Origin of the sequence: Caballeronia sp. dw_19 (genome assembly GCF_018449515.1) — a bacterium.
Lineage (GTDB): Bacteria > Pseudomonadota > Gammaproteobacteria > Burkholderiales > Burkholderiaceae > Caballeronia.
Genome location: NZ_JAAVUQ010000013.1, coordinates 52,566 through 77,781, shown reverse-complemented (window position 1 = coordinate 77,781; position 25,216 = coordinate 52,566). Strand labels below are relative to the sequence as shown.

The 25,216-nt window shown below is 59.8% G+C and carries 20 protein-coding genes; 15 read left to right on the top strand and 5 right to left on the bottom strand.

What is annotated here, in order from left to right:
* Positions 1-31 precede the first annotated feature (31 nt).
* Both HB376_RS18980 and HB376_RS18975 read right to left on the bottom strand, forming a co-directional pair.
* On the bottom strand, positions 32-3,001 hold the full coding sequence (locus HB376_RS18980; RefSeq protein ID WP_213765207.1) for an EAL domain-containing protein: 2,970 nt from the start codon (positions 2,999-3,001) through the stop codon (positions 32-34).
* Positions 2,998-4,239: an extracellular solute-binding protein gene (locus HB376_RS18975; RefSeq protein WP_213765296.1), complete on the bottom strand. Its 1,242-nt coding sequence runs from the start codon at positions 4,237-4,239 to the stop codon at positions 2,998-3,000. The genes HB376_RS18980 and HB376_RS18975 overlap by 4 nt, the downstream gene beginning before the upstream one ends.
* A 433-nt stretch (positions 4,240-4,672) precedes the next feature.
* Between HB376_RS18975 and HB376_RS18970 the strand changes: the two genes are divergently transcribed.
* The 5 genes from HB376_RS18970 (at position 4,673) to HB376_RS18950 (ending at position 11,954) form a co-directional block, all read left to right on the top strand.
* Positions 4,673-4,933: a hypothetical protein gene (locus tag HB376_RS18970; RefSeq protein WP_213765206.1), complete on the top strand. Its 261-nt coding sequence runs from the start codon at positions 4,673-4,675 to the stop codon at positions 4,931-4,933.
* A gap of 307 nt (positions 4,934-5,240) precedes the next feature.
* Complete coding sequence (locus HB376_RS18965; protein ID WP_213765205.1) at positions 5,241-5,801, top strand: DUF2760 domain-containing protein; 561 nt, start codon at positions 5,241-5,243, stop codon at positions 5,799-5,801.
* Positions 5,798-7,645: an Hsp70 family protein gene (locus tag HB376_RS18960; protein ID WP_213765204.1), complete on the top strand. Its 1,848-nt coding sequence runs from the start codon at positions 5,798-5,800 to the stop codon at positions 7,643-7,645. Before HB376_RS18965 ends, HB376_RS18960 begins: the two co-directional genes overlap by 4 nt.
* Before the next feature lie 5 nt (positions 7,646-7,650).
* Positions 7,651-10,428, top strand: coding sequence for an Hsp70 family protein (locus HB376_RS18955; RefSeq protein WP_213765203.1), 2,778 nt, complete (start codon positions 7,651-7,653; stop codon positions 10,426-10,428).
* Positions 10,429-10,847: 419 nt separating this feature from the next.
* Positions 10,848-11,954: a porin gene (locus HB376_RS18950; protein WP_213765202.1), complete on the top strand. Its 1,107-nt coding sequence runs from the start codon at positions 10,848-10,850 to the stop codon at positions 11,952-11,954.
* A gap of 159 nt (positions 11,955-12,113) precedes the next feature.
* Here HB376_RS18950 and HB376_RS18945 read toward each other — a convergent pair whose 3' ends face one another.
* Positions 12,114-13,064 carry a LysR substrate-binding domain-containing protein gene (locus tag HB376_RS18945; RefSeq protein WP_213765201.1) on the bottom strand — a complete coding sequence of 317 codons (951 nt, stop codon included), beginning with the start codon at positions 13,062-13,064 and terminating at the stop codon, positions 12,114-12,116.
* A 146-nt stretch (positions 13,065-13,210) separates the two neighbouring features.
* Between HB376_RS18945 and HB376_RS18940 the strand changes: the two genes are divergently transcribed.
* The 9 genes from HB376_RS18940 (at position 13,211) to HB376_RS18900 (ending at position 20,776) form a co-directional block, all read left to right on the top strand.
* Positions 13,211-13,375, top strand: a complete 165-nt coding sequence (locus HB376_RS18940) for a hypothetical protein (protein ID WP_213765200.1) — start codon at positions 13,211-13,213, stop codon at positions 13,373-13,375.
* 55 nt (positions 13,376-13,430) lie between these two features.
* On the top strand, positions 13,431-14,207 hold the full coding sequence (locus HB376_RS18935) for an ABC transporter substrate-binding protein (RefSeq protein WP_213765199.1): 777 nt from the start codon (positions 13,431-13,433) through the stop codon (positions 14,205-14,207).
* A gap of 41 nt (positions 14,208-14,248) precedes the next feature.
* Complete coding sequence (locus HB376_RS18930) at positions 14,249-15,085, top strand: phytanoyl-CoA dioxygenase family protein (RefSeq protein ID WP_213765198.1); 837 nt, start codon at positions 14,249-14,251, stop codon at positions 15,083-15,085.
* A gap of 312 nt (positions 15,086-15,397) precedes the next feature.
* Positions 15,398-15,865: a FecR domain-containing protein gene (locus tag HB376_RS18925; protein ID WP_213765197.1), complete on the top strand. Its 468-nt coding sequence runs from the start codon at positions 15,398-15,400 to the stop codon at positions 15,863-15,865.
* Positions 15,862-16,479 (top strand): OmpA family protein, encoded by a 618-nt coding sequence (locus HB376_RS18920; protein WP_213765196.1) that lies wholly within the window; start codon positions 15,862-15,864, stop codon positions 16,477-16,479. Before HB376_RS18925 ends, HB376_RS18920 begins: the two co-directional genes overlap by 4 nt.
* Positions 16,480-16,517: 38 nt before the next feature.
* Positions 16,518-18,002: a CHASE2 domain-containing protein gene (locus tag HB376_RS18915; RefSeq protein ID WP_213765195.1), complete on the top strand. Its 1,485-nt coding sequence runs from the start codon at positions 16,518-16,520 to the stop codon at positions 18,000-18,002.
* A gap of 419 nt (positions 18,003-18,421) precedes the next feature.
* Complete coding sequence (locus HB376_RS18910) at positions 18,422-19,126, top strand: DUF4145 domain-containing protein (RefSeq protein ID WP_213765194.1); 705 nt, start codon at positions 18,422-18,424, stop codon at positions 19,124-19,126.
* Positions 19,127-19,213: 87 nt separating this feature from the next.
* Positions 19,214-19,975, top strand: a complete 762-nt coding sequence (locus HB376_RS18905) for a hypothetical protein (protein ID WP_213765193.1) — start codon at positions 19,214-19,216, stop codon at positions 19,973-19,975.
* A 36-nt stretch (positions 19,976-20,011) separates the two neighbouring features.
* Positions 20,012-20,776 (top strand): HNH endonuclease, encoded by a 765-nt coding sequence (locus HB376_RS18900; RefSeq protein WP_255631432.1) that lies wholly within the window; start codon positions 20,012-20,014, stop codon positions 20,774-20,776.
* Positions 20,777-21,009: 233 nt separating this feature from the next.
* On the opposite strand, the gene HB376_RS18895 is transcribed toward HB376_RS18900, so the two are convergent.
* Positions 21,010-21,600 carry a hypothetical protein gene (locus tag HB376_RS18895; protein WP_213765192.1) on the bottom strand — a complete coding sequence of 197 codons (591 nt, stop codon included), beginning with the start codon at positions 21,598-21,600 and terminating at the stop codon, positions 21,010-21,012.
* 705 nt (positions 21,601-22,305) lie between these two features.
* Between HB376_RS18895 and HB376_RS18890 the strand changes: the two genes are divergently transcribed.
* Positions 22,306-22,608, top strand: a complete 303-nt coding sequence (locus HB376_RS18890; RefSeq protein ID WP_213765191.1) for a DUF4148 domain-containing protein — start codon at positions 22,306-22,308, stop codon at positions 22,606-22,608.
* Between the two features lie 185 nt (positions 22,609-22,793).
* On the opposite strand, the gene katG is transcribed toward HB376_RS18890, so the two are convergent.
* Positions 22,794-24,968 (bottom strand): catalase/peroxidase HPI, encoded by a 2,175-nt coding sequence (katG, locus tag HB376_RS18885; RefSeq protein WP_213765190.1) that lies wholly within the window; start codon positions 24,966-24,968, stop codon positions 22,794-22,796.
* Positions 24,969-25,216 lie beyond the last annotated feature (248 nt).

Sequence of the window (25,216 nt, the reverse complement as noted above, 5' to 3'; positions counted from 1 at the left end):
TCTTTATCGATTGTTGCCGGGCACGTGTGTTTCATGCGTCGGCTATGCTGCTCGCAGCAGCCGTATGATGGGTAGGCCTCTCCGTGAGAGCCGGCCATACCAACGCCTCAAATTGATCAGGTGGAACGGGCTCGGAATATAAAAAACCTTGGGCAAAATCACAACCCACGGCGAAGAGGAAATCCCGTTGCTCTGTCGTCTCCACCCCTTCCGCAATGACTTTCAATCCCAGTTTGTGAGCGAGTACGACCATCGCCTCGCAAAGCGCCTGATTGTCTCCATCAAACGCGAGGTTCTGCACGAATGAACGATCGATCTTGAGGTAATCGATATCGAAGCGCCTGAGATATGCCAGCGACGAGTAACCCGTCCCGAAGTCGTCGATCGAGATCCGGATCCCCGCATCGCGGAAGGTCAGCAGCTTCTCGTCGATCTTCGATTCGGCATGCAGTAACAGCCCCTCGGTTATTTCAATCGCAACACTCTGCCCCGGCATCCCTTCCTGATTCAGATAGTCGGGCCATTGGGTACACAGGAGGCTGTCTTGACGAATCTGCACCGGTGACACGTTGACGCTGATCTGGAAAGACGGATGGAATCGGCTGCGCCATTGCCGGGCCTGCTGCACAGCCTGTTTAAACATCCAGTCTCCGACCGGAACGATGAGTCCGGTGTCTTCGGCCAATGGAATGAAATCCAGCGGGCTGATCGTGCCGCGTTCAGGGTGCAGCCAGCGGATCAGTGCCTCGGCTTTGTAGACTTCCCCAGTCGCCAGATCGACGATGGGCTGGTAATAGATCTGGAACTGCTCGCCGGGCAGGGCGGCGCGTAGATCACTCATGAGACGCCGGCGCTTTTCTGCCGCCACTTGCAAGTCGGGCGTGAAGTAGCTGAAACGATTGCGCCCGGCGTTTTTGGCCGCATACATGGCCTGGTCAGCATTCTTGAAAAGGACATCGAGTTCGCTGGTGTCGTCGGGGTAAAGCGTGATGCCGACGCTGGCCGATATGAAAGCCTCGTCCGGGCCGAGCTTGAAGGGTTCGGCCAGCTTGTCGATGATAGTCTTTGCGATCCGGTCAATGCTTTCGATGTCGTCCAGGTTGGGCAGGATGACAGTAAATTCGTCACCGCCGAGACGAGCAACAGTGTCCGATTCGCGCACGCTCGACGTGATGCGTCTGGCCGCCTCGATCAGCAGGATGTCCCCGGTGTCGTGTCCCAGGGAGTCATTGACCTCTTTGAATCGATCCAGGTCGATCAGCATCAAGGCCATACGTTTTCCGGAGCGACGCGCCATTCTGGCTTCATGGTCGAGACGGTCATGAAACATCTGACGGTTCGGAAGGTGGGTCAGCGCATCAAAATTGGCCTGTTTCCAGATCGTTGCCTCGAATGCCATCCGGTCCGATAAATCGCGACCAACGGCCAGCACGGAACTCACCTTGCCTGACCGGTCAATCTCCGGAGTCAGGCGGATATGGGTGCACTGTTCCTGTCCGTCGCGACTGACCCATTTCAGTTCGAACTGCGAACTTTCCCCGCTTGAAATGACGTCTAGAATCTTCATCTCGTAGATCAGCGCATTAGCGCCGCCGGGGTTTTCTGAAGGGCGCTTGCCGAGCGCTTCGCCGAGGCTGCACCCCGCCGAGGTACAGAACGCGGGATTGGCATAAATGCGGTGGAGGTCCCGGTCGTAGCGGGTAATCGTGTCAGGCGAATTCTCGATCAACGTGCGCGACTCGTGCTCCTTGGTAACGAGTTCCGCCGTTCGCTCGATGACGGTCTGTTCAAGGGAGGAGTTGATCTCGTTGATCTTCTGGATCTTCTGCTTGATTGCCTCGCGCATTCTTTCAAACCGCTGCGCCAGTCTGCCTAACTCATCTTGACTGTCGGCATCGGTGAGCGCCTGTGCGTCTTCTTCAGCCTGGGCTCCCGCATCGTTGCCTGTATCGTGCATCTTTCGCACCAGTTCCTTAAGCGGTGCCGAAATGCTGTGGGAGATAAAGTAGGCGAGGAAGATCGAAAGCAAGAAGCCCGAGATGCCGACCAGCACGATCTGGTCGCGCACCGACTGTGCCTGTGCCGTCAGCTTTGTTTCGGGAATTGTGCTGACCACAAACCAGGTCGTGCCGGGAATCCTTGAGTACGCGGCAAAGTAGCGCGCGCGGCGCTTGCCCTCGAAGGCGACGAAACCACTCGGCTGGCCATAGGGTTCGTTATGCGCGATTTGATCGATCAGGCCAGGTTCAGCCGTCTCACTGGTAGTCGCGGATGTGTCGTCGGCACGGACAATCAGCTTGTTGCTGCTGGCATCGAGAACGTAGATTTCCGTTCCACTCCCCAAGGCGACGTCATTAAAAATTGTCGAGAAATATTCGGGGCGAACGACCAGAACCAGATTGCCGATCTGCCGATTGTTGCTCTTGCCAATGATAGCCCGCACCATCCCCAGGTTTTGTTGCCCAACACCGTTGTCGTAACTGCCCCAATAGGGGTGTCCATTATGATCGGGCGCCTGCTTGACCAAATGCGTCACACCCTGGGTCAGTTGCGCGAACGCCTGGGTGTCCATGATGCGGTTGTTCTTGTCGAGCAGGTATTTCTGGTTGATGAAATCAATCGATCCGTAGTGCTCCAGGAGTAGCCGGGTCATATCCCGGCGAGCCTCGCTCTGCTCTTTTGCGCTGCCGTTTGCGACCCTTGTCAACGCACCTTGAACCCGATCGGAGAGCACAAGGAAGCTGCTTTCCGTCTCGATCTGCTCCATCCGCAACAAGACGTTCTTGGATAGCTGCCTGACCACCTCTTTCGAAAATATCTCTGCCTTCTCCCTAATCGCCGCACTCGACTCGACATACGATAAGTATCCCGAAAGAAGTATGGGCAGCAGCGAGAGCAAAATGAATGCGGTGATTAGCCGGTAGCGAATTTCGACCCGGCGCAGCAGATCCAGGGAGAGGTATTCGAAAACGCTTCGCAGCGAACCGATGATTGAGCTCATTTGTAGTGCATCTTTGCTTCGTTCTTGACAGATTCGTCCAGGAGTTTTGCCGCCTGCCTGGGCGTGATCTTCTTGAACAACACATCCTGCATCAACTGATGCAACCGCTCGATCGAGTTGGAGGGTAGGACAGAATAGTACGGGCTGGCGGTCACGGAAAAATGGCTGACCCTATTCGTGTAGTCGGCAATCTTTGGATTGCTCACCATTGTTTCGTCGACTTGCTTGAATGGCGGAATGTTCTGACGTTTTCTTTGGAGAATGGAGAATCCCTTCCCGGTGATGAATTCCAGAAAGCGAGTGGCGGCGACTTTGTTGGGCGTCTCACACACCGCAAACCCGGTTTCACTGCCAATCACAGGCACCACCCGCTTGCCAGGCGCGTTCCAGGGGGGAATAAACACGCCAACCTCGAAGGGGTTGCCGCGCAACAAAAGGCCGGCTGCCCAACTGCCGTGGAAAGCCATCGCAACCTTGCCTTCCTTGAACAGACGTATGCCTTCATCGTAGTCCGTCGCCATGAACCCCTCTTGTACGTATCCGCGGTCTGCAATCAGCAGAATCTTCGCAAAGATATCGGCTACCTGAGGCGTGTTCAAATCGAGCGTGCCGTCAGAGATTTTCATCTTCCAATCCGGGTCGCGTGCCACCACATTGTTGGCAAAGCCGAAACTGAAGGGACCGTTGCCGAGCATGTTCGGGAAGCCGCCGTTCCACATGATAGGTGTAAAACCCGCACGTTTGAGCTTATCGCAAACCATCAGGAATTCGCGGAAATTGGTCGGCAGTTCCGTGATCCCGGCCTTCGCGAACATGTCCTGGTTGTAATAAATCAGCGTCGTCGCCACTCCGCCGGAGATTCCAAACTTTCTGGATTGGCGACTCGTCCAGTCTCCCTTGAGAGGGTCGAGCATGTTGTTCCATGCTGACGTTTCGCCGACGTCCGCCAGGATGCCTTGATCGGCCAATTCAGCCGCATAGGCGTTAGGGTTGACACTGACCAGATCCGGCAAGTTACCGGAGGCGATCCGGGGCTTGATATTTTCTTCGACTGAATTGCCAATCATGAACTGCACATTCACGCGTATGTCCGGATTGAGCTTGCTGAACTCGGCGGCAATCTGAAGCATTTCTTCTGGCCAATCTGGAGCCCATATCAGCGCAGTGATGGTGGTCCGGGGCGGCACGGTCGGGTTCGAAGAGGTGTGGTCTTGCTGGTGACAACCATACAACGACATGAGAATGACGCTGAGCAGGACAGATAGAAGGGAGGCAAGCTCAATTCGTCGCACTTGAGGTTTACTTTTTGGTTGCGGGATGGAACGACCCGGCGTCAATGGGCACTTTGGACGCACCTGAAAGCTAACCGTTGGAACCTGCATCGCGAAAGAGCCAATGGCATAACCATGGTGGCGGCTCTGAAGCGGAAAGTCGCAAAGACAAGGCGAATTGAACGGGGGCAGTGCTTAGATTGAATATCGGCAACGGGAGTCAATACTTTAACTAACGCTAACCCGGATTTCCCCGGCATGACGGGGAGTCGCCGACGCGAATACGTGTCTGTCGATCCGCGGTAAATCTTTGTATGCGAAGGCCTGGCACGTGATGGCCCTGACCGTCTGCAACTCCTGACGGTCCCGGCCATCAGGGTTTACAGTTAAACTATTTGCCATGAACGAGTGCCGTTACTGCAGAAAAATGCGTGACGAATGGGATTGCCACGGGCAGGAGTGCCGCACGGCCATAGCCCGGGCTCTGCGAAGGCAGCGGCTTGGCCTGCCGATGGTGCCGAATCTCATCCGCAACGAAATCCCCGCTGGCGCGACCACGGGGGAGGTCATTACCGTCCTGTGGCGCCAGCGCGTGCGCGCTCGCCGTGCCAACGAAGAGCGCCGGAATCGTAAGGCGGCCGATGATTTCGAAGGCGACTAGCCGCCAAACCGGGCATCAGTCGATCGTTCGTTTCCAGCGACCGAAACCGCGCCCTGCCGGCCTTACGCATGCACCAAATCCCAACCCCGTATGGCCCTTCATGCGGCGCGTCGCAATGGCGACAATAGACGGCCACCATTCGCATATTGAACGGCTCTCGGCCACATCAAGGCAAAATACGGGTTTTAGCCCCCATCGGGCTGACGAATTAAATGCCGGCGTTCGCCCTTCAAGGCTTTCAATACGCCTTGTCCAGCGGCCGGCAGGATAGCTCGTTGTTCAAGCGAGCCTACAGGAGCAATTTTGTATGACCGAATCAAACCTGTCTTTCTTCGGCAGACTTTCCCTAGCCGTCGGAACATTTTTCGCTGTCCTGGGTGACCGCGAATTCGCAGCCCAAGTGCGTCGGCTGCGCGACGGGGCAGTAGTGGCGGCGCCAGTCACCGCGCCCCAACCCGCAGCAGCGGCCGCTCCCACGATCAAGGCGGCAAGCCCGGACGCAGCGCTTCAGCTTCTCGGACTTCTCCAGCGCGGCGCGCGCTTTGTTGACTTTGTCGAAGAGGACATTGCAGGTTATTCCGATGCGGACATCGGCGCCGCCGCGAGGCTTGTGCACGACGGTTGCCGCGCGACGCTGCGCGAGCATTTCACGATTCGTCCGGTGCGCGAAGAGGCCGAAGGCAGCCGCGTGACGCTCGCCGATGGCTTCGACGCAACTGCAATCAGGCTGACAGGCAACGTGGTCGGCAAGCCGCCGTTCAGCGGCAACCTCAGTCACCGCGGCTGGCGAGTAGAAGATGTCCGGCTCCCGATGTTGACAAAGACCCACGACGCAACCGTGATCGCACAGGCCGAGGTGGAACTATGACGGAGGCGCGCTATTCGATCGGCATCGATCTGGGCACTACCCATTGTGCCCTCTCGTATGTCGACCTCTCCGCCAGTGACGGCGAGAGAACCAGTCAGGGCGTGCTGCCGATCACGCAGCTCACCGCACCGGGGGCCATCGAATCACCGGACCTGCTGCCCTCGTTTCTCTACCTGCCGCATCCGAGCGAACTGGCGCCGGGTGACCTGGCCTTGCCGTGGACCGCCGAACGCGACTTCGCAGTCGGTGAAATGGCACGCAGCCGAGGCGCAGGGACGCCGATTCGTTTGGTGTCGAGCGCCAAGAGCTGGCTCGGTCATTCGGGCGTGGACCGTCGCGCGGCGATCCTGCCAAGCGACGCGCCGCCTGAAGTCACGCGTGTCTCACCGCTTGAAAGCTCGGTTCGCTATCTCACGCATTTGCGTGAAGCATGGGACTACGCGCATCCCGATGCACCGTTCAGCGAACAGGAAATCACGGTCACCATTCCCGCTTCCTTCGATCCGGCCGCGAGGGAATTGACCGCCGAGGCAGCGCAAGCGGCTGGCTACGCCCGCATGACGCTGCTGGAAGAACCGCAAGCAGCGCTCTATAGCTGGATCCAGAAAAGCGACGGCGCCTGGCGCAAGCAAGTGAAGGTCGGCGACATCATCCTGGTCGTGGACGTGGGCGGCGGCACGACCGACCTGTCGTTGATCGCGGTTATCGAACGTGAGGGCAATCTTGAGTTGCATCGTGTCGCGGTTGGCGAACACATCCTGCTGGGCGGCGACAACATGGATCTGGCGCTGGCGCATGGGGTTGCGCGCAAGCTGGCTGCCCAGGGAACGCAGGCCGATCCGTGGCAGTTGCGCGCGCTCACCTATGCGTGCCGGGCAGCCAAGGAAACGCTGTTAACCGACCGCAGTACAGATACCGTGCCGCTGATCGTGCCGAGCCGTGGATCGAAACTCATTGGCGGCTCGATCCGCACCGAACTGACCCGAGCCGAGCTCACGCAGACGATTCTCGATGGCTTCTTCCCACAAGTCGATGCATCGGCGCGGCCGGTGACCCGAGCACGAGGCGGCCTGACGCAGCTCGGCCTCCCGTATGCGCAGGATGCGGGCATTACGCGGCATCTCGCTGCATTCCTCGGCCGACAGGTCGCAGCGCTCGCCGATCTCGACGGACTGCAGCACGTGCCGGTCGAGAACGCGAGCTTCCTGCATCCCACGGCGGTCTTGTTCAACGGCGGCGTGTTCAAGTCGACGCTGCTCGTCGAACGCATTCTCGATGGCCTTAACGGCTGGCTCGCAGCCGAAGGCGCGGCGCCAGCACGCCTTTTGGGCGGCGCCGATCTCGACCTCGCGGTCGCGCGCGGCGCGGCGTACTACGGCTACGTGAAACGCGGCAAGGGCGTGCGCATTCGTGGCGGCACGGCGCGCGCTTACTATATTGCGATCGAGTCAGCCATGCCGGCCGTGCCCGGTATGGAGCCACCTGTCCAGGCATTGTGCCTCGCGCCCTTCGGTATGGAAGAAGGCACGGACGCGGCCTTGCCGGCTCAGGAATTCGGCCTCGTGGTCGGGGAGCCCGTGCACTTCCGCTTCTTCGGTTCGTCGGTACGCCGGCAAGATCAGGTCGGCACGATGCTCGACTACTGGTCGCCCGACGAGTTGCAGGAGCTGGAGGAAATCCACGCTACGCTGCCGCCCGAAGGACGTACGCCCGGCGAAGTCGTGCCGGTGAAGCTGCATGCACGGATCACTGAAGCCGGCACACTGGAACTCGAAGCCGTGCCGCGCGGCACGAACGAGCGCTGGAAAGTCGAATTCGATGTGCGCGGCAGCGCGAACGCCTGAGCGCGATGAAGCGAACCATCGTCGGCATCGATCTCGGCACGAGCAATACGGTCGTTGCGTACGTCGAGGCGGGGTCTGACGAAATCAGCATCTTCGATATCGATCAGCTTGTGGGTCTTGGCGAGGTCGGCGCGCGCGAGCTGTTGCCGTCCGTGCGCTATCACCCGGCGCCGGGCGAGCTTGCGCCTGGCGATCTGCAATTACCGTGGAGCGGAGCCAACAAGCACGATACGCAGCCGGCCGTGATTGGACATCTGGCTCGCACGCTCGGCGCGCAGGTGCCGGGACGCCTCGTGACCAGCGCGAAAAGTTGGCTCTCGCATGCGTCGGTCGACCGTCTTGCACCGATTCTGCCGTGGGGCGCGGACGATGAAGCCGGCAAGGTCTCGCCGGTGACCGCGAGCGCCAGCTATCTGGCTCACGTGCGTGCCGCGTGGAACCGCCGTTTTCCGCACGCGTTGCTCGAAGATCAGGACGTAGTGCTAACCGTTCCCGCATCGTTCGATGACGGCGCGCGCGCGCTCACGCTTGAGGCCGCGCGTATTGCGAAACTGCCCGCTCTGCGCCTGCTCGAAGAGCCTCAGGCTGCTTTTTACGACTGGCTGTTTCATCATCGCGCGACGCTTGGCGCCGAACTCGCGCAGACGCGCCTCGTGCTGGTCTGCGATGTGGGCGGCGGCACGACAGACCTCACGCTCATCAAGGTGCATTTTGAGGACGGCGAGCCGCAACTGACTCGCATTGGCGTCGGCAATCATTTGATGCTCGGCGGCGACAACATGGATCTTGCGCTCGCGCATCTGGTCGAGACGCGTTTGGCCAAGGAGCAAACGCGGCTGTCGGCGGCGAGCCTGTCCCAGCTCGTCGAACGATGCCGCGCCGCGAAGGAGCAATTGCTTGGCGCACAGCCGCCCGACTCCGTCGCAATCACGCTGCTTAGTGCGGGGGCCCGGCTTGTCGGCGGCGCACGCACGACGGAGCTGAGCCGGCAGGAAGTCGAGCAGATCATCGTGGAAGGGTTCTTTCCGATGGGCAGCCTGGACGAACTGCCCCGCCGGTCGCGGGCCGCGCTCGTCGAGTTCGGCTTGCCCTACGCGGCCGATGCGGCGATCACGCGGCACATCGCAGCGTTTCTGAAAAGACTCGACGCGCAGTCGCGCGATGCATTGGGTGCATCGGATACTGTGCAAACGTCGATGCCCGATACCTTGCTGCTCAATGGTGGCGTCTTCCGGGCTGAAGCGCTCTCCGGGCGTCTGGCGAGCGCGCTGGGTACGTGGCGCGGGCAGCCTCTGCATGTGTTGCAAAACGACCATCCCGACGTTGCTGTCGCGCGTGGCGCGGTCGCTTACGGCCTGGCCCGCGCGGGACACGCGCCGCGTATTGGCGGCGGCTCGCCACGCAGCTACTTCCTCGTCCTTGATAACGACGCGCAGGACAACGCGCAGGCATTGCGAGGCGTGTGCCTGTTGTCACGCGGAACCGAAGAAGGCCACGAGGTCCATCTCGAGGATCGTGTGTTTGCACTGCGGCTTGGGGCACCGGTGCGCTTCCATCTGGTTTCCACCGTCGCCGACACGGCTTGGAAGCCAGGCGACCTTGTCGACCTCACGACGGGCGACTTCGTCCGCTTGCCGCCGGTCGCAACGGTGGTGCAGCAGCAGGACGCAAGCGGACCTCGCGAGCGACGGGTCAGACTCACGACGTCGCTGACGGAACTCGGCCGGCTGGAGATGCACTGCATCGCAACCGATGACGCTTCGCAACGATGGCTGCTCGAGTTCCAGTTGCGCCGTGACGATGCTGAACACGACATCTCCGCGGCTAGTCGAAATCCGTCACTCGACAAAGCGATTGAACTCATCGACCGCACGTTCGGCGCTCGCTCGGCGAATGTCGATCCCAAGGAAGTGAAGCGTCTGCGTGCAGGACTAGAACAGCTACTGGGGCCGCGTCAGAGTTGGGATAGCGCACTGCTTCGCGAACTGTTCGGGGCGCTCTGGGAGCGCGCTAGCCGGCGGCGTCGTTCCGCAGATCATGAGCGCCTATGGTTGAATCTGGCGGGATACTGCGTGCGGCCGGGATTTGGCTATCCGCTCGATGAATGGCGCATCGAACAGCTTTGGTCGCTGTTCGATGACGGCATCCAGTACGTCAACGAGGGCCAGGTGTGGTCCGAATGGTGGACGTTATGGCGTCGCGCGGCAGGTGGCCTGCGTGAGGATGCACAGCTTCAGGTGCTCGATGCAATGGCCTGGCTTCAGGCTGCTGCGGGCACGAAGCGGCACAAGCTGCCCTTCGATCCTGCGAAGGTCGGCCATGCGGACATGCTTCGTCTTTCCGCGTCGCTTGAACGCATCCCCGTTGATCGCAAGATTGAAATTGCGGAAGAGCTTCTGGTCCGGCTTCAGCGGCCCTCGGAAAATCACCAGGGCTGGTGGGCAATTGGACGCATCGGTGCACGCCGGCCGTTCTATGGCAGCGCGCATGGTGTCGTGCCGGCGGACGTGGTGACCCGATGGCTGGACGCAATCCTCGCGCTGGACTGGAGAAAGGTTGAGCCCGCCGTGTTTGCCGCCGCGCAAATCGCGCGTATGACGGGCGACCGTTCAAGGGATCTGGCGGAGCCGGTCCGCGAGACTGTCGTGCGGCGACTCGAAGCCGCGAACGCACCGCCGGCGTGGGTCAATATGGTTCGCGAAGTCGTGATGCTCGATAACGCGGACACCGGGCGCGTGTTCGGAGAGTCACTGCCTGTCGGATTAAAACTGATTGTCGACTGACCCGTCTTTCGGGGGACCTTGATGCAAGCCGGCGGTCTTGTCGACATGTGTTTCATATATTGAGTTGCATCGCGACCGCGCAGACAACCTCATAAAGATTCGGGCGCACGACGCAAGTCCGTGCGCTAACAGCGCATTTTAACGGCGACCGGAAACAGTAGCTTTGAGATCAATGTCAATTGGTGCTGCGATGCGTCAGATGCCTATGGGTGATTCCATGGCTGCAGGACGAAACGGTATTCAAGAGCGTTCCAGTAAAAGTCAATCGGATGTTGTGAACGGGAGACACAACATTCGAAAACAGATCCCGATTTAATTTGAAGGAAATATTATCGCGCTTGCGATCAAAAATCGCGCATGAACTGCTGGCGTCACATATACCGTCAGTTGGCCCAACAAATCAATAGGGGAGACACTCTGTGAAGAAAACTACCAGCGCAATCGGTGCAATCGGCGGCGCGCTGCTCGCCATCGCTGCTCAGTCCGCTTTCGCGCAAAGCTCGGTCACGCTATATGGCATCGTCGACACAAGCGTCCGCTATCTCACCAACGCCGATGCAAACAACAACAGCCAGGTAGCGATGGGCGTCGGCCCGATCACCGGCAGTCGTTGGGGCTTGAAGGGATCTGAGGATCTGGGCGGTGGTTTGTCCGCGGTATTCCGGCTGGAGGACGGCTTCAACCTCTGGAACGGCCAGTTTGCGAGCGCGAATACGCTCTTCAACCGGATGGCTTATGTCGGGCTATCGAGTAACCAGTATGGCACCGTCACCGTGGGTCGCCAGAACACGCCGCTGTTCGATCAGTTAGGGAACGTCTACGACCCGTTGACCGTGGGTAACTACGATCAGGACGGCTGGTTGCCCGGCGCACTCGGCTACGGCCTGCGCCAGAACAACTCCGTCAAGTACAACGGCCAGTTCGGCGGCCTGAATGTTGAAGCCATGTACGGCTTCGGCAACGTGGCCGGCAGCACTGGCGCGAGCAACATGTACGGCGTGACTGCTTCGTACACCTACAGCGGCTTGTCGCTGGATGCGGGCTTCCAGCAGAACAGCGACATACACAACAACAAGTTCAATGTTGTCAACGTGAGCGCGGTCTATGCATTCAGCACGGTCAAGACCTTTGCGGGCTGGCTGCATTCGCAGGACAACACCGGCATGGTCGACATCTTCATGTCGGCTGCAAACTCGCCGGCGGCCAACTTCGCGGCGCCCGTGACGAATACCAACCGCATTGACGATGGCTTCTACACAGGCGCCACGTGGCAGGTCACCCCGCCGTTGCTGCTGACCGCGGCGGCCTACTACGACCACTCACGCAATGCGCTGGACGCGGACGGAACCACGCTTAGCCGCGGCGTGCGCTACTCAGGCGTGCTGCTTGCCGAATACTCGCTGTCCAAGCGGACAGAAGTGTATGGCACGGTCGACTTCATCCGTGGCACCGGCGCGGCGCAAGCAGACTTTCCGGGACGCAACAACCAGACCGGCGTTGCAATCGGTCTTCGCAACATATTCTGATGTGAGCTGCCCGGTTTGCCGCCGGGCATGACACGTCCGAACCAACGGCGCGCACTTAACGGTGCGCGCCGTTTTTTGCGTGACGTTGGTTGCGTCTGCGAATGGCCGGCCGAAGCGGACAGTCGACCTGCAAACCATTCGCAAATTGCCGGCACGCCATCAGATCAACAGTTCGACTGACTGCAGCACGTGGCGTGTTTCCGGCAAACTCGATTCGCATCCCTCGCGAATCGTTTCGATCATGCATTCTATAAAGCACTCGGCTGCGGCGCTCGCGGGATGACCGCTGCGCGAGATGACGCTGACCATTGCGTCGTCCAGTTGCTCGCGCAACGGAATGGCGCACAGGCCTTCCTTGGCCGCGCTGACCTCGACGAGCGGCCACGGAAATACGCTGACCATGTCGGTCTTTTTGAGCAACGCAATGGCAATCGAAAGAGAATGCGTCAGATGAATCTTTCGCGGCACGGGTACGTTGTATCGGGTGAACATGTTATCGACAAGCGCATTTTCGCTCAACGGATCCCACGTCAACACCCAGTCCAGATCGCTGAGATCCGCCAATGAATGGCAATTCGCTCGCGGATGTCCCTCGCGAGCGACGAGCGCGCAAGTCGACGAAAACAGTGGCCGATACTGAAATTCAACACCGAACGCCCCAGGCTCCGGCCGGCCGATAAAGAAGTCGAGGCTGCCGTCGCGCAGGCGCGGATTGGCGATCGACAACAATCCCTCGAAGAATTCCAGGCGGATATCGGGCATGCGCTCGCAAAAGCGCGTGACCGTGTCCGCCAGGAACGTCATGGCGATCCACGGGGTGACCGCTACGGTGAGCTTGCCCTGCGTGGCGCCCCGCAGGGCGTTCATGGCTTCCTGGGCGCGGGTCATCTGTCCGTAGATCAATCGGGCGTGAACGAGGAGCGCCTGGCCGCTCTCCGTGAGCGTGACGCCTGACGACGTGCGCACCACCAGCGACATCTGCACCGTTTCCTCAAGTTGGCGCAGGCTCTTGGTGATAGCCGCCGGGGAGGCTTTCAAAACGCGCGCCGCACCGCGCACCCCGCCTGCTTCGGCAATGGCGATAAGCGTGCGGATTTGATGAAGTTTCATACGGCCTCAATGATAAAAGACGGGTTTGCGCGGGGTGTTCACCTCTGGTTGCCATGTTCACGATTCTAGCTCTCCCGTCCCGTTTTCTGTCGCGCTACGGTAGCGTCACCCGATCAAGTTCCAACGCTCATCACGGACTTACGAGAATGACTGCTTCCATCGACATGCTCGCCAGCCGCGCCGAACTGATCCAGTCGCGTCATCGCCCCCACGGGTATCCGGTGTTGGCGAAGCATCCGTGTGGCACATTCGTGTTCGCGCTGCGGGGGATGATCGTCTCGCGCAACGCTGCACCGCTCGACATCGCATAGAACGCAAGCCGGATCACCGACCGCTCAAATTGATTCAACACCGACGGGGAACTCCATGAAACACGTAACGCTTTCAGCCTTTTGCGCACTGGCGATGTTGCCCCTTGCTGTTCTCGCACAGGATAAAGAGGCTATTCGCTTCGGCGTTGATCCCAGCTATCCGCCGTTCGAGTCGAAGGCGCCCGATGGAACGTTCACGGGTTTCGATATCGACCTGGGCAACGCGATCTGCGCGCAGCTCCATCAGAAATGCGTGTGGGTCGAGCAGAACTTCGACGGCATGATCCCGGCGCTCAAGGCGCGCAAGTTCGACGCCATACTCTCCGCGATGTCGGCTACGCCGGCGCGGCGTCAGCAGATTGACTTCAGCCACCGTCTTTACAGCAGCAGCTCGGCATTGATTGCGCGCGCGGGCTCGAATCTTCAACCTACCGCGCAGGCGTTGCAGGGCAAACGCGTGGGAGTTGTGCAGGGCTCGACACAGGAGAGCTATGCGAATGCGGAGTGGGCGCCGAAGAATGTGACGGTGGTGTCGTATCAGACGCAGGATCTGATCTATCAGGACCTCGTGACGAATCGTCTCGATGCAGCATTTCAGGCCGCCGTGCAAGCCGACTTTGGCTTTCTGAAGACGCCGCAAGGCAAGGGCTTCGCGCTGGTGGGCAAGCCGGTGGGGGACAGCCGCGTAGCGGGCGATGTTGCCATTGGCATACGAAAGGGCGACACGCCGATGGAAACGCAGATCAACCAGGCCATTGCCGCGATACGTCAGGACGGTGTGTATCAAAAGGTGGCTGCAAAGTACTTCAATTTCGATATTTACGGCGATTGAGCGTCAGGACTCAGCCCATTTTTTCTCGTAGGGAGTCAGACATGTTGGAGACCGTAACCGCCCGTCTTGAGCGGGCCGTCACGCCGCAATTGGTGGAAGACTTTCACCGCGATGGCGCGGTTTGTATCCGCCAGATATTCACGCAGGAAGAAGTCGCCTTGCTGCGTGGCGGTATCGATAGCAATCTGCAAGCGCCTAGTCCGCGTGCGAAGGTTGCCAGCCGTCCCGACGATCCGGGCTGGTTCTTCGAAGACTTCTGCAATTGGCAGGAGAACGATGCGTATCGCCAGTTTATTTTTCATTCGGCGGCACCCGCGGTTGCCGCGGCGCTGTTGGGGAGCGAGACGATACGGCTTTACCACGATCATCTGCTGGTGAAGGAGCCGAATACCCGGCAGCGTACGCCTTGGCATCAGGACCAGCCTTACTACAACATCACCGGCCGCGATAACGTCAGCATGTGGATTCCAGTCGATCCTGTCTCGCAGGAATCGAGGCTGGAGTTTGTTGCGGGGTCGCATCTTGGGCCGTGGCTGATGCCGCGTACGTTCATGGACAATCAGGCGAAGTGGTTTCCAGAGGGCAGTCTGGCAGACCTGCCGGATATTGAAGCTGACCGGGGGGCGTATCCGATCATTGGGTGGGCGCTGGAACCGGGGGATATGGTGTGTTTCAACATGCTGACGCTGCATGCGTCTGGCGGTGTGAGTGGGCAGACACGGCGGCGCGCGTTCTCGATTCGCTTTATTGGAGACGATGTTCGGCATGCGCCGCGACGTTGGCGTACTTCGCCGGAATTTCCGGGTCTCGCGCAGACGCTGCCAGAAGGCGCGACGATGGAGCACCCGCTTTTCCCTGTTGTCTGGCCTGTAGCGTAGTAGGGTGATAGCGCTGGTGCGCGGTGAAGTGGCAGCCGCAAACCGGCTACTCCAAAGAAGTGTCTGGTGGCAATATGCGCGCAAGCGCACAGAGTCATTTGGCTTGGAGGCCATACTCTGTTCGATACCGCACAAAGTCTTCACCTGATTTCCACGAGCAGTATTTCTGCAGGTCCTTCATAAGCCCCAACTTTACGAGCAGCCGGGGGAATGATCCCCCGCCATACCGGGTCGACATGGGGGAGCCACGCTTCCTCGCGCAAAGCAGCGCATAGGTACGTTCAAGCACGTTCAAGCAATCAGGTGCCACCGATGCGTCTCCAAGCCATCAAATATGCCTTGATTCTTGCCTGCGGGTGCATGGCCGTCACCGATGCACTTGCCGCCGATGCTGCCGGCGTCGTCAAGACCCTCAAGGGCACGGTGCAGATCGAGCGGGCGGGAGCAAGTTCGGGCGCGGCCATCGGCAGCGAGGTTTACGGTAGCGATCGGATAGTGACCGGCCCGGAATCCTCCGTGGGTATCACGCTGCGTGACGATACCCAGCTCTCGGCCGGCGCCAATTCCATCCTCGACCTCAACAAATTCGCCTTCAATACCACGACCCATGACGGGGTGCTCGACGCCACGATCAAACGCGGCTCCCTGTCAGTGATTTCCGGAAAGCTGGCAAAGGCGAATCCGGATGCCGTCCGTTTCAGCACGCCGACTACCACGCTGGGCGTACGCGGCACCGCATTTATCATCGAGGTTGGCGGGAACGGGGAGCGTGCCCGGTGAAGGCCGTCATCCGGCGTCACGGCCAGGCAGTTGCAGCGGCATTCGTCACGCTGGCTTTCCTGTCCGGGTGCAGCACGCCGCCGGACAAGATTATTTTATTGCCAGATCCGGAGGGCAAGGTCGGAGCCGTCATCGTCCACAGCGCCACGGGAGAGCAAACAATCAACAAGGCTTACGCCGGGGTCGATGTCACCCAGGGCGGTGCCATCGAAAAAACGATGGATAGCCAATCCGTGGTGGAGACACGATATGCCGAGCTACTGGCGGCCCGGCCTCCGCGGCCCATGACATTTACGATTTTCTTTCTCTTCGACTCTGCCACCGACCTGGCTCCGGAGTCGTTCGCCACGGTTAAACAGCTAAAAGCGGTCCTGGCTACCTGGCCTGCGCCACAGCTCGTGGTAGTCGGTCACACAGATCTGGCGGGCTCGCAGGAATTCGACGACAACCTGTCCAGGCGGCGAGCGCAGACTGTTGCGGCGTTCCTGATCAAGCAAGGCATTCCCGCCCAACAGATAGAGACCGCTGCCCGGGGCAAGCGCGAGCCACTGGTCCACACCGCAGATGGCGTTCCCAACCACATGAACCGGCGCGTCGTCATTACCATCCAATGATCCGCGTCAGTCATCGACGGTGAACGGCCTTTCCCCTGATGAAACGCTACTACGACCTATGGCTAGCCAGGATCAGGAATCTGCTTAAGGCGGCCCAGGGGCGTCCGGTTGCACTGGCGATGTTGTTCGGCCTGAGCCTCGTCAACCTGTCCAGCGAATGGCCTGGCGACATAGCACGTCCGGCCTTCGTGCCCGCGCTTGACGAGGCGCTTCCTGATTCCTTTAAAACGGCCCGGCAACTTCTGTTCGACCAGTATCAACGTCGGTTCCCGCGAATTCCGGCTGCCCAGCCCGTGACCATTGTCGAGATTGACGATGAGACGCTTGCAACCGTCGGTCAATGGCCCTGGCCGCGGAACAGGCTCGCGAGCCTGATCGATGCCATTGCGGCACTGAAACCACTGGCTATCGGTCTCGACATCTACATGCCGGAGCCGGATCAGACCTCTCCCGACAAGGTGGCCGGCAATCTGCCGAAAACGGCTGCGGCTCTCGCCGCCGGCTTGCGGGCGCTTCCCAGTCACGAAGCCATTCTCGCCCGTTCGTTGCGCGCGGCGCCGACCATACTGGGTGCTGCGGCACTCGATCATCCCACCTTCGCCGCCAGCACCGATCTGCGAAGCGCTCCGATCCTCGTGCATGGCGCCGACCCGCTAGGCCGCGTGCAACGGTTCGACTATGTGCTCGCCAGCCTGCCGGAATTGCAGGCGGCGGCTCACGGGCAGGCGATGCTGAGCGTGGCGCTGGAACAAGGCGTCGTCCGGCATATTCCGCTCATCATGGGCTTGGGGGAGAAACTGGTCCCCAGTCTGCCGATGGAAATGCTCCGCCTCGCCACGGGTTCATCGGCAATCGACGTCTATGCCGACACGTCGGGCGTGCAGGCGGTGGGTGTCGCGGATGTGCAGGTGCCTACGCAGCCGGGCGGTGACATCTGGTTGCATTTCGCGTCCATCCGGTCGACGCTGAATCGCTATGTGTCGGCACGCGACGTCCTGCAGGGGACAGTCGATCCGGAACGGTTCCGGAACAAACTGGTGCTGGTCGGGCTGACCGGCACCGGCGTGACTGACATGCGCACGACCGCGTTGGGGGAACTGGTGCCGGGTATCGAAATTCAAGCGCAGGTGATAGAGACTATTGTCGAGGGACGTTTCCTGCGCCGGCCCGCCTGGCTGAAATGGGCAGAGAGCGCTTTCATCATGGCGTTCGGTCTACTGATCATCTGGTACGCGCCCCGCACGCAATCGCGGTTTGCGGTGTTCATAAGAACGGTCCCCAAGGGTTCCGCCATTCTGGGCGTCTTGCTGCATCTGCTGAATCTTTTATGCTGCTTCTTTATTTTTATTCGTTTCGGACTGCTGGTTGATGCAGCCTCGATTTTCATTATCCTGTCCGCAGTCGTGGGCTGCTTCTTTGCACCCGCGTTGCTCCACGTCGGCGAACGAACCGGGGCTGAAACGCCGCCCGCCACGGGGCGCGAAGGCGATAGCGGGCACACCGGTAAGGCGCCCGGAGCTTGAGGTAGCGGTCGAGCGAATGCTCGTGCAACTTGAAAGTTGCCGTTGTCTTCGTGCCGCATCGAAGGTCCGACACGGATCGGCAAGACTCATTCGATTTTCTCGTCAACCGACATTCGCAGCGGTGCAGATTGTCGGGAAACGGAATTACTTAGACTGGCGCGGAGTTAGTTAGACTCGAAAGTACGGAATTGATTGGATTTCCCGGAATCGGCGGCAACAAGCTAGTTCACGGCGAACACACGCCATATTCTCGGCGAAGTATCGAGGCAGCTAAGCAGGCAGCTTCGGCCAGCGATTGTGATGCCGCCCACGGGGCAAAATTACGCACGTGGAAGTGGATATGAAACCGTCGCTTACAGCAGATCATGGGAGAATGCCCAGCGTAGGTGCATATAGACACCACCAAACGCGGCGGTTGCATGAAAAAACATCTATTCCGAACCTATCACTCGCAGGGCAAAGCACCTGGTTGGCCGTGTACTCGTATGGAATGCGGTGGCTCACTGGACGCTGTGGAGGGCAGCTTGAGGCACGAAGGCGCCTACGATTCTGTGCAGGCAATGGACTATCAGTCGTATCACCCCGAAATGGAGTACGGCCGCTATGTGATGGCCCTGCGGTGCACCCGATGTGATGATCGGGTAGTTGTTGCCGGAGCGTACGGTAACGAAGAGGTGGAACTGCCGGACAGATTTGAACACGAGGAAATGCTGTACCCAAAGTTCTTCTTCCCCGCCCTTCCCATAATCGAGGTTCCGTCTACGTGCCCCCCAGGCGTTCGCAATGCGCTCACTCAAGCGTTTTCCGCCTACTGGTCGTCACCGGGAAATGCGGCAAACTCCATGCGCATTGCGTTAGAGCGTTTGATGGATGAGCAAGACATCGCTCCAGGGAAACTTCACCACCGCATTGGAATCTTTGATAGGTCGCATCCCGAGACAGGCGAATTCCTAGAGGCTGCAAAATGGGTTGGCAATGTTGGTAGCCACGAAGGCGAAGTTACGCATGAACGTGTTTTGGATGTCTTGGAGCTGGTGGAGCATGCGTTGGAAGTGCTATATCCCAAAGACACAACGAGGTTGAGAGACACAGCTAGGGCCATCATCGCCGCGAAGGGCAAATAACACTGATAACGCGCAAATCACTTGGCGGCGACCGGCGCGAGCGTCTGCGAGCTATGATCAACAGAATTTAACTCGCACACGACGCTGATGGACGATGCCCAGCAAGAGATCGAAGGATTGAAGAACATGGTTGACACCGCTCGACAGGAGATCGAACTGGCGGTCATGTTCCATGAGACTTGGCGTCCCACTGCATATGATATCGGCCTTCATGCACGTATCGGCACTTCCTATGCGGCACATGCCTTTCAGATCATTCGGTTGTCGCTGCGTCGTGAGTTATTACTGGCGTTGACCCGGGTATGGGATACCAACAAACAAGCTGTGAGGATGAGCCTGATAGCGGATCGTCTACGGGACAAGAAATTCTTCGAAGCACTAATTCAATACAGGGCGGGACGCACAGGCCTTTGCTCCAAGTTCGCGCCCGACGCCATGAGGGAAGCACTCACGCCAAAGCGTGATCAGATACTGGAATTGATCGGCAAGTACAGCGTGAACGGCCCAGCCTTTGCTGTTCTGGAGAAGCTAAAGACGATGCGTCATCAACATCTGGCGCACCGGCAGTTGCCAAAAGCACCGGTGACGCCGGAGGGCGCGGATACCCCGGAGCAACAAAGCGAGGAAGGCGAGCCGCCTGTGTGGGCGACCGATGACGAGATTGAGACGTTCTATCAAGATAATCTCGAAATCATGCGCCTACTGTTGAGTCTGGTTCAAGGTTTGGCATTCGACCTATCAGAAGCCACCGACGTTTACAAGCATCACGCGAAATACTTCTGGGCTTCAGCGCGTGGTGAGCGCACCGAGGGGCACCCCGACTATCTTCCGCCCCCGTCCCCACTTTAAAGTGCATCTGGTCGATAGATGCCCCGGAAGAATGGAATGGCCGAATCAGAAAAAGAGACTCTAAAGCGACAGCGGCGCGCGCCGAAGCCGGTTTCTCCCGAGGCTTACGCCGACGCCTATGCGCTCGCACAACAAGTCTTGCAGGGCTCGCTAAGCCAGGCGGAAGCTGAGAAGGCTCTGACCGCACGCTATGACCTTGGCGACCGTGTTGCCCTCGGCTACATTGGCAACTACCTTTCGATGAAACGCGGCGCACCGAAGGTAAGATCGACGATTGCAGCGGACGGTTGGCGTTTCTTGCTTGATCAATTTGAGAAGGAAGGAATGTTAGCGTTGCAACGTGCGCTGTCTGTGCTCTGGGAACACATTGAATATCTGCCTGGACCTGAGCCGAAGCTCCGCAAGGTTCACGCTGACTATATCGGCAAGGTTGCGCAGCATATCGAAGGCGATCCAGCGGCGACACTTGCGGAACAGATTGCGGCGTCCTTGAGAGACGGCGATGAGGCGCGCAGGCGCAGACTCGATGTAGCGCCTGTCTATCCGGAAGCCGTACTGGTCGCCACGCGTGCCTTTAGACGAAACGCCGATGTGATTGCAGAAGTGCTCGTCCAGGCGGCGGGCGTCTGTCAGGAATGCGGTCGCGAAGCGCCGTTCAGGCGTCTGGACGGGACGCCATATCTGGAAGTGCATCACCTGACGCCGCTTGCACAAGGCGGAACGGATACTGTTGCGAATGCGATTGCCTTGTGTCCGAACTGCCATCGAGAGCGGCACTACGGTTCAATCTTTTCTGGATGAACGGCTGGACTCGAACGCACGAAATTAGTTGGACTGCCGCGCCGGTCCGTACATACTTACCCGCACGAGTTGACCATTGATGCCATACGATTCGATCCATCCGGGGCGCTTCGGGTCTTCTTCCAGAGGGGCCGGTAACGAAGGTTCGCGGACACCCGCAGCCTTCTAGCTCCGGCAGTCCGCGTCCCGTTCGGCAAGGTCATAGCTATACACGGGACGCGAGCAGGACTTCATCAACCGAAAATTCTAGACAACACGAAGAGGACGAACACCGCCGCCGCGCCGAATTTGAGTGCGAATCTAACTTGGTCGCGCGTCTCAGGACGGTTCCGGTACTCCTCTGCGGCGTGGCTCTTTAACGTCTCGATCAGCGGCCTTCCTCTCGTCTCAGCCCGCTGTATTGCCGCGAGGCACCCCCCGATCATCGCAGGACCCCATTCTTTCGGCATCTTGCGATGGTCCTTAGATAGCATATGGAAATTCTGGCGAAACGCACGAATGTTCTCATAGACGTAAGCAACGTCCCTCGCTGATTGCGGACCCAATAGACCGATCTTCGCGGCGTTCTCGTCAAACAGTGGACTTGGCGGAATCGGCCATTCGGTCAGGTCCAGCCCCTTATCGGCCGCGACCGGAATCATGTTCTCAAGGCCGCGCTTTATAAAATCGAACGCCTCAGCATGCGATTCGAGTTCGCCAGCGAGCGCGCCGGCGAGCGCTTGACCGTCGCGAAAGCGCCTGTAGTCCTCAGCGAGGAAGTTATTGACGTATCCGCCCGCCATTAGTCCGAGAAGGCCGATAAGAGCCGCATTGAGGTCAGCCATGTTTATCCTTATTCGAAGAGCCGATTGGGTGGCAGAATGGTCGCACGAGAATCATAAAATGAAGAGCAGTCCGACGCGTGCGGCCGGGCGTTGATTTACATGCGGTTCCTACGGGACTATCAACCCATCAAATGTCGCTTCACGGCCGCCGCAGCCTTTCGCAACCGGTGCAATCTCGCCTTCCGACTAATCCAACGAATTTGCGTCACAAATCCGGCAAGTCCAATTTATTCGGTACCGCGTCATCTGGCGCGTGACCAAATAAATTGGCAAGTCATTGATTATTAGAGAGGCGCAGTCCAATGAATTCGGTATCCCCGCAAGATTCGGGCACGTGAACGGTGGCAAAGGCCGATGACCCGCCGATAGTCGATGTGAAGTAAAGGCCGGTTCGTCAAGCTAAGCAGGCAGCGAATGGAATCGCGTTAGTCGCCGGACTGCCAATCAGTGACTGACCTCGCCGGGCACGTCATCGTATTGACCACGGCGCAGTAGCTTCACGCGCTGCAAGATGCGATCGTGGGCTATATTGTCGGCAATTTAGGGGCGCTGTCGAAGGCCGCAACTGGCCGGTCGTCGACCCTTGCCTGCAATCACAGGCTCGCGAAGGCGGAGGGGTGGGAAGCGCCTCGGCTCGACACCCCAGCCTGCGGCCGGGAATAAACCATGCGTGATAAGCGTTGCTTCATTGGAGGGAAACGCAAAATGACGAACGCAAACAGGGCTTGGCCGATGCTTCCCGCGTTGGTGCTCCTGCTCGCTGCATGTGCCACAGGGGGCATGCAGGCAGGCACGGGGACACACCTTAGCGCCACGGAATGCCGCGATCTGACCGAGATCAAGAACAGGGCGCCCGTTACGCACGAGCGCAATATGAGTGAGCTGGCGGCCTTGGAAAAAGCGGGCTACCATCCGGGATGGTTTTTTGATCCTTACTACCCAGCCGATCTTGAGGCCGCGCAGCATCAGGTCGATATCTGGTACGAGAACGAGTGCCCGCAAACATAGCCAGGTTGCGTAAGTACTGGTACTGGCCCCACGGCGTGTGCGCCCACGCGGCGCCGCATTCGACGGCCGCTCTTCGAGTTAGTCCCGCCATTCAGTAGCGGACAGGTAGACACGATAGATCAGATACCACCGGGATCTATCCGGCCCCGGCCAACGGCTCGCCAGGGCCGAACACAAGTCAAGACTCAGGCCAGATCAAAGCGATCCAGATTCATCACCTTTGTCCAGGCCGCGACGAAATCCTCGACGAACTTCTGCTTCGCATCGCTGCTCGCATAGACCTCGGCCAGCGCGCGCAGCACGGCGTTGGAGCCGAACACCAGGTCGACGCGGGTACCGGTGTATTTCACTTCGCCACTCTTGCGGTCACGTCCCTCGAACAACTCGGCGGCGGCATCGACAGCCTTCCATGCGGTACCCATGTCCAGCAGGTTGACGAAGAAGTCGTTGCTGAGCGCGCCGACGCGCTCGGTGAACACGCCGTGACGGCTGCCGTCGAAGTTGGCTCCAAGCACACGCAGTCCACCGACCAACACGGTCAGTTCCGGCGCGGTCAGCGTCAACTGCTGGGCCTTGTCGATCAACAGCGTCTCGGTCGTGGGACCGCCCTGCAAGCGGCGGTAGTTGCGCAAGCCATCGGCGATCGGTTCGAGCACGGCCACCGATTCCACATCGGTCTGCTCCTGGCGCGCATCGACCCGGCCCGCCGCGAACGGCACGTCGATCTTGACGCCCGCCGCAGCGACTGCCTGCTCGACGCCGACTACGCCCGCCAGCACGATCACGTCGGCCAGCGACGCCTTGCCGGATGCCTGCTGGATGGCCTGCAGCTTCGGCAGCACGCCGGCGGCGATCTTGTTGACCTCCCAGTCCTTCTGTGGCGCCAGCGCGAGCCGCGCTCCGTTGGCCCCTCCGCGCTTGTCGCCGCCGCGGAAGGTCGAAGCCGAGGCCCACGCGACCGAGACCAGCTCGCTGACCGACAGGCCAGACTCGGCGAGCTTTGCCTTCAGGCCGGCGATGTCGGCGGCGCTCGGGTTGTGAACGGGTGCCGGCAGCGGGTCTTGCCAGATCAGGTCTTCTTTCGGCACTTCCGGGCCGAGGTAGCGCGCCTTCGGACCCATGTCGCGGTGGGTCAGCTTGAACCACGCGCGCGCGAACGCTTCATTGAAGGCTTGCGGATCGTTGAGGAAGCGGCGCGAAATCTTCTCGAATTCCGGGTCGTAGCGCAGCGTCAGGTCGGTGACCAGCATCGTCGGCTTGCGCTTTTTCGACGGGTCGAACGGATCGGGGATGATGTCCGGCGCGTCCTTGGCCTCGAACTGGATAGCGCCGGCGGGGCTGTGCGTCTGCACCCATTCGTACTTGAACAGGTTCTCGAAAAAGTGGTTGCTCCACTGGGTCGGCGTCTGGGTCCAGATCACTTCGAGGCCCGACGTGATCGCATCCGCGCCGGCACCCTTGCCGTAACTGCTGGCCCAGCCGAGACCTTGTGCTTCGAGCGACGCGGCTTCCGGGTTGTCGCCCACCTGCTCAGCCGAACCGGCGCCGTGGGTTTTGCCAAGTGTGTGGCCGCCGGCGATCAGCGCGACGATTTCCTCATCGTTCATCGCCATGTTGCCGAACGTTGCACGGATGGCGGGCGCAGCCGTCACCGGATCGCCACTGGCGTTCGGGCCTTCGGGATTGACGTAGATCAGGCCCATCTCGGTGGCGGACAGCGGGTTCTGCGCCAGGGTTTCGGGGTTACGGTGGACCAGCCAGGTCTTTTCATCGCCCCAGTTCACGTCGAGGTCCGGTTCCCACACGTCCTCGCGGCCGGCGCCGAAACCGAATGTGCGGAAGCTCGCGTTCTCCAGCGCCACGTTGCCGGCCAGCACGATCAGATCGGCCCAGGATATCTTCTGCCCATACTTTTGCTTGATCGGCCACAGCAGGCGGCGCGCCTTGTCGAGGCTGACGTTGTCCGGCCAGGAGTTGAGCGGAGCGAAGCGTTGCTGCCCGCGACCCGCACCGCCACGGCCATCGACCATCCGATAGGTGCCGGCGCTATGCCAGGCCATGCGGATGAACAGGCCCGCGTAGCTGCCCCAGTCGGCCGGCCACCATTCCTGCGAATCTTTCAGCACCGTCTTGAGGTCGGCCTTGAGTGCGGTGTAGTCGAGTTTCTTGAACTCTTCGCGATAGTTGAAGCGTTCGCCCAGGGGGGTGGAGCGGTTGGAATGCTGATTCAGCAGATCCACGCGCAGCTGGGTGGGCCACCAGTCGCGGTTTCCGGTGCCGCCGCCGGCGGCCTGCTTCGGGGCGCCGTGGAACGGGCATTTGGCGGCTTCAGGTGTGGGGGTGTCGATTGGCGTGCTCATACGGACTCCGTTCGTCTTTTTGGCGGATAGTTACGATACCAGTTTGCAATGACAACTCTCAATCGAATGTACCAATATGTCCGATAGCGTCGGTGAGGACCGAGCGCGACCGCTACGACAGGTCATGGCGACAGGCGGTGGCGTTGCTGGAATTGGCGGCGGCGCGCATGCCGAGCGTGCTGAGCGAGCCGAAGCCGTTCGTGCTGCATACCCCCGCATACCGCGCTGTCGGATTTCTACGAGGAATA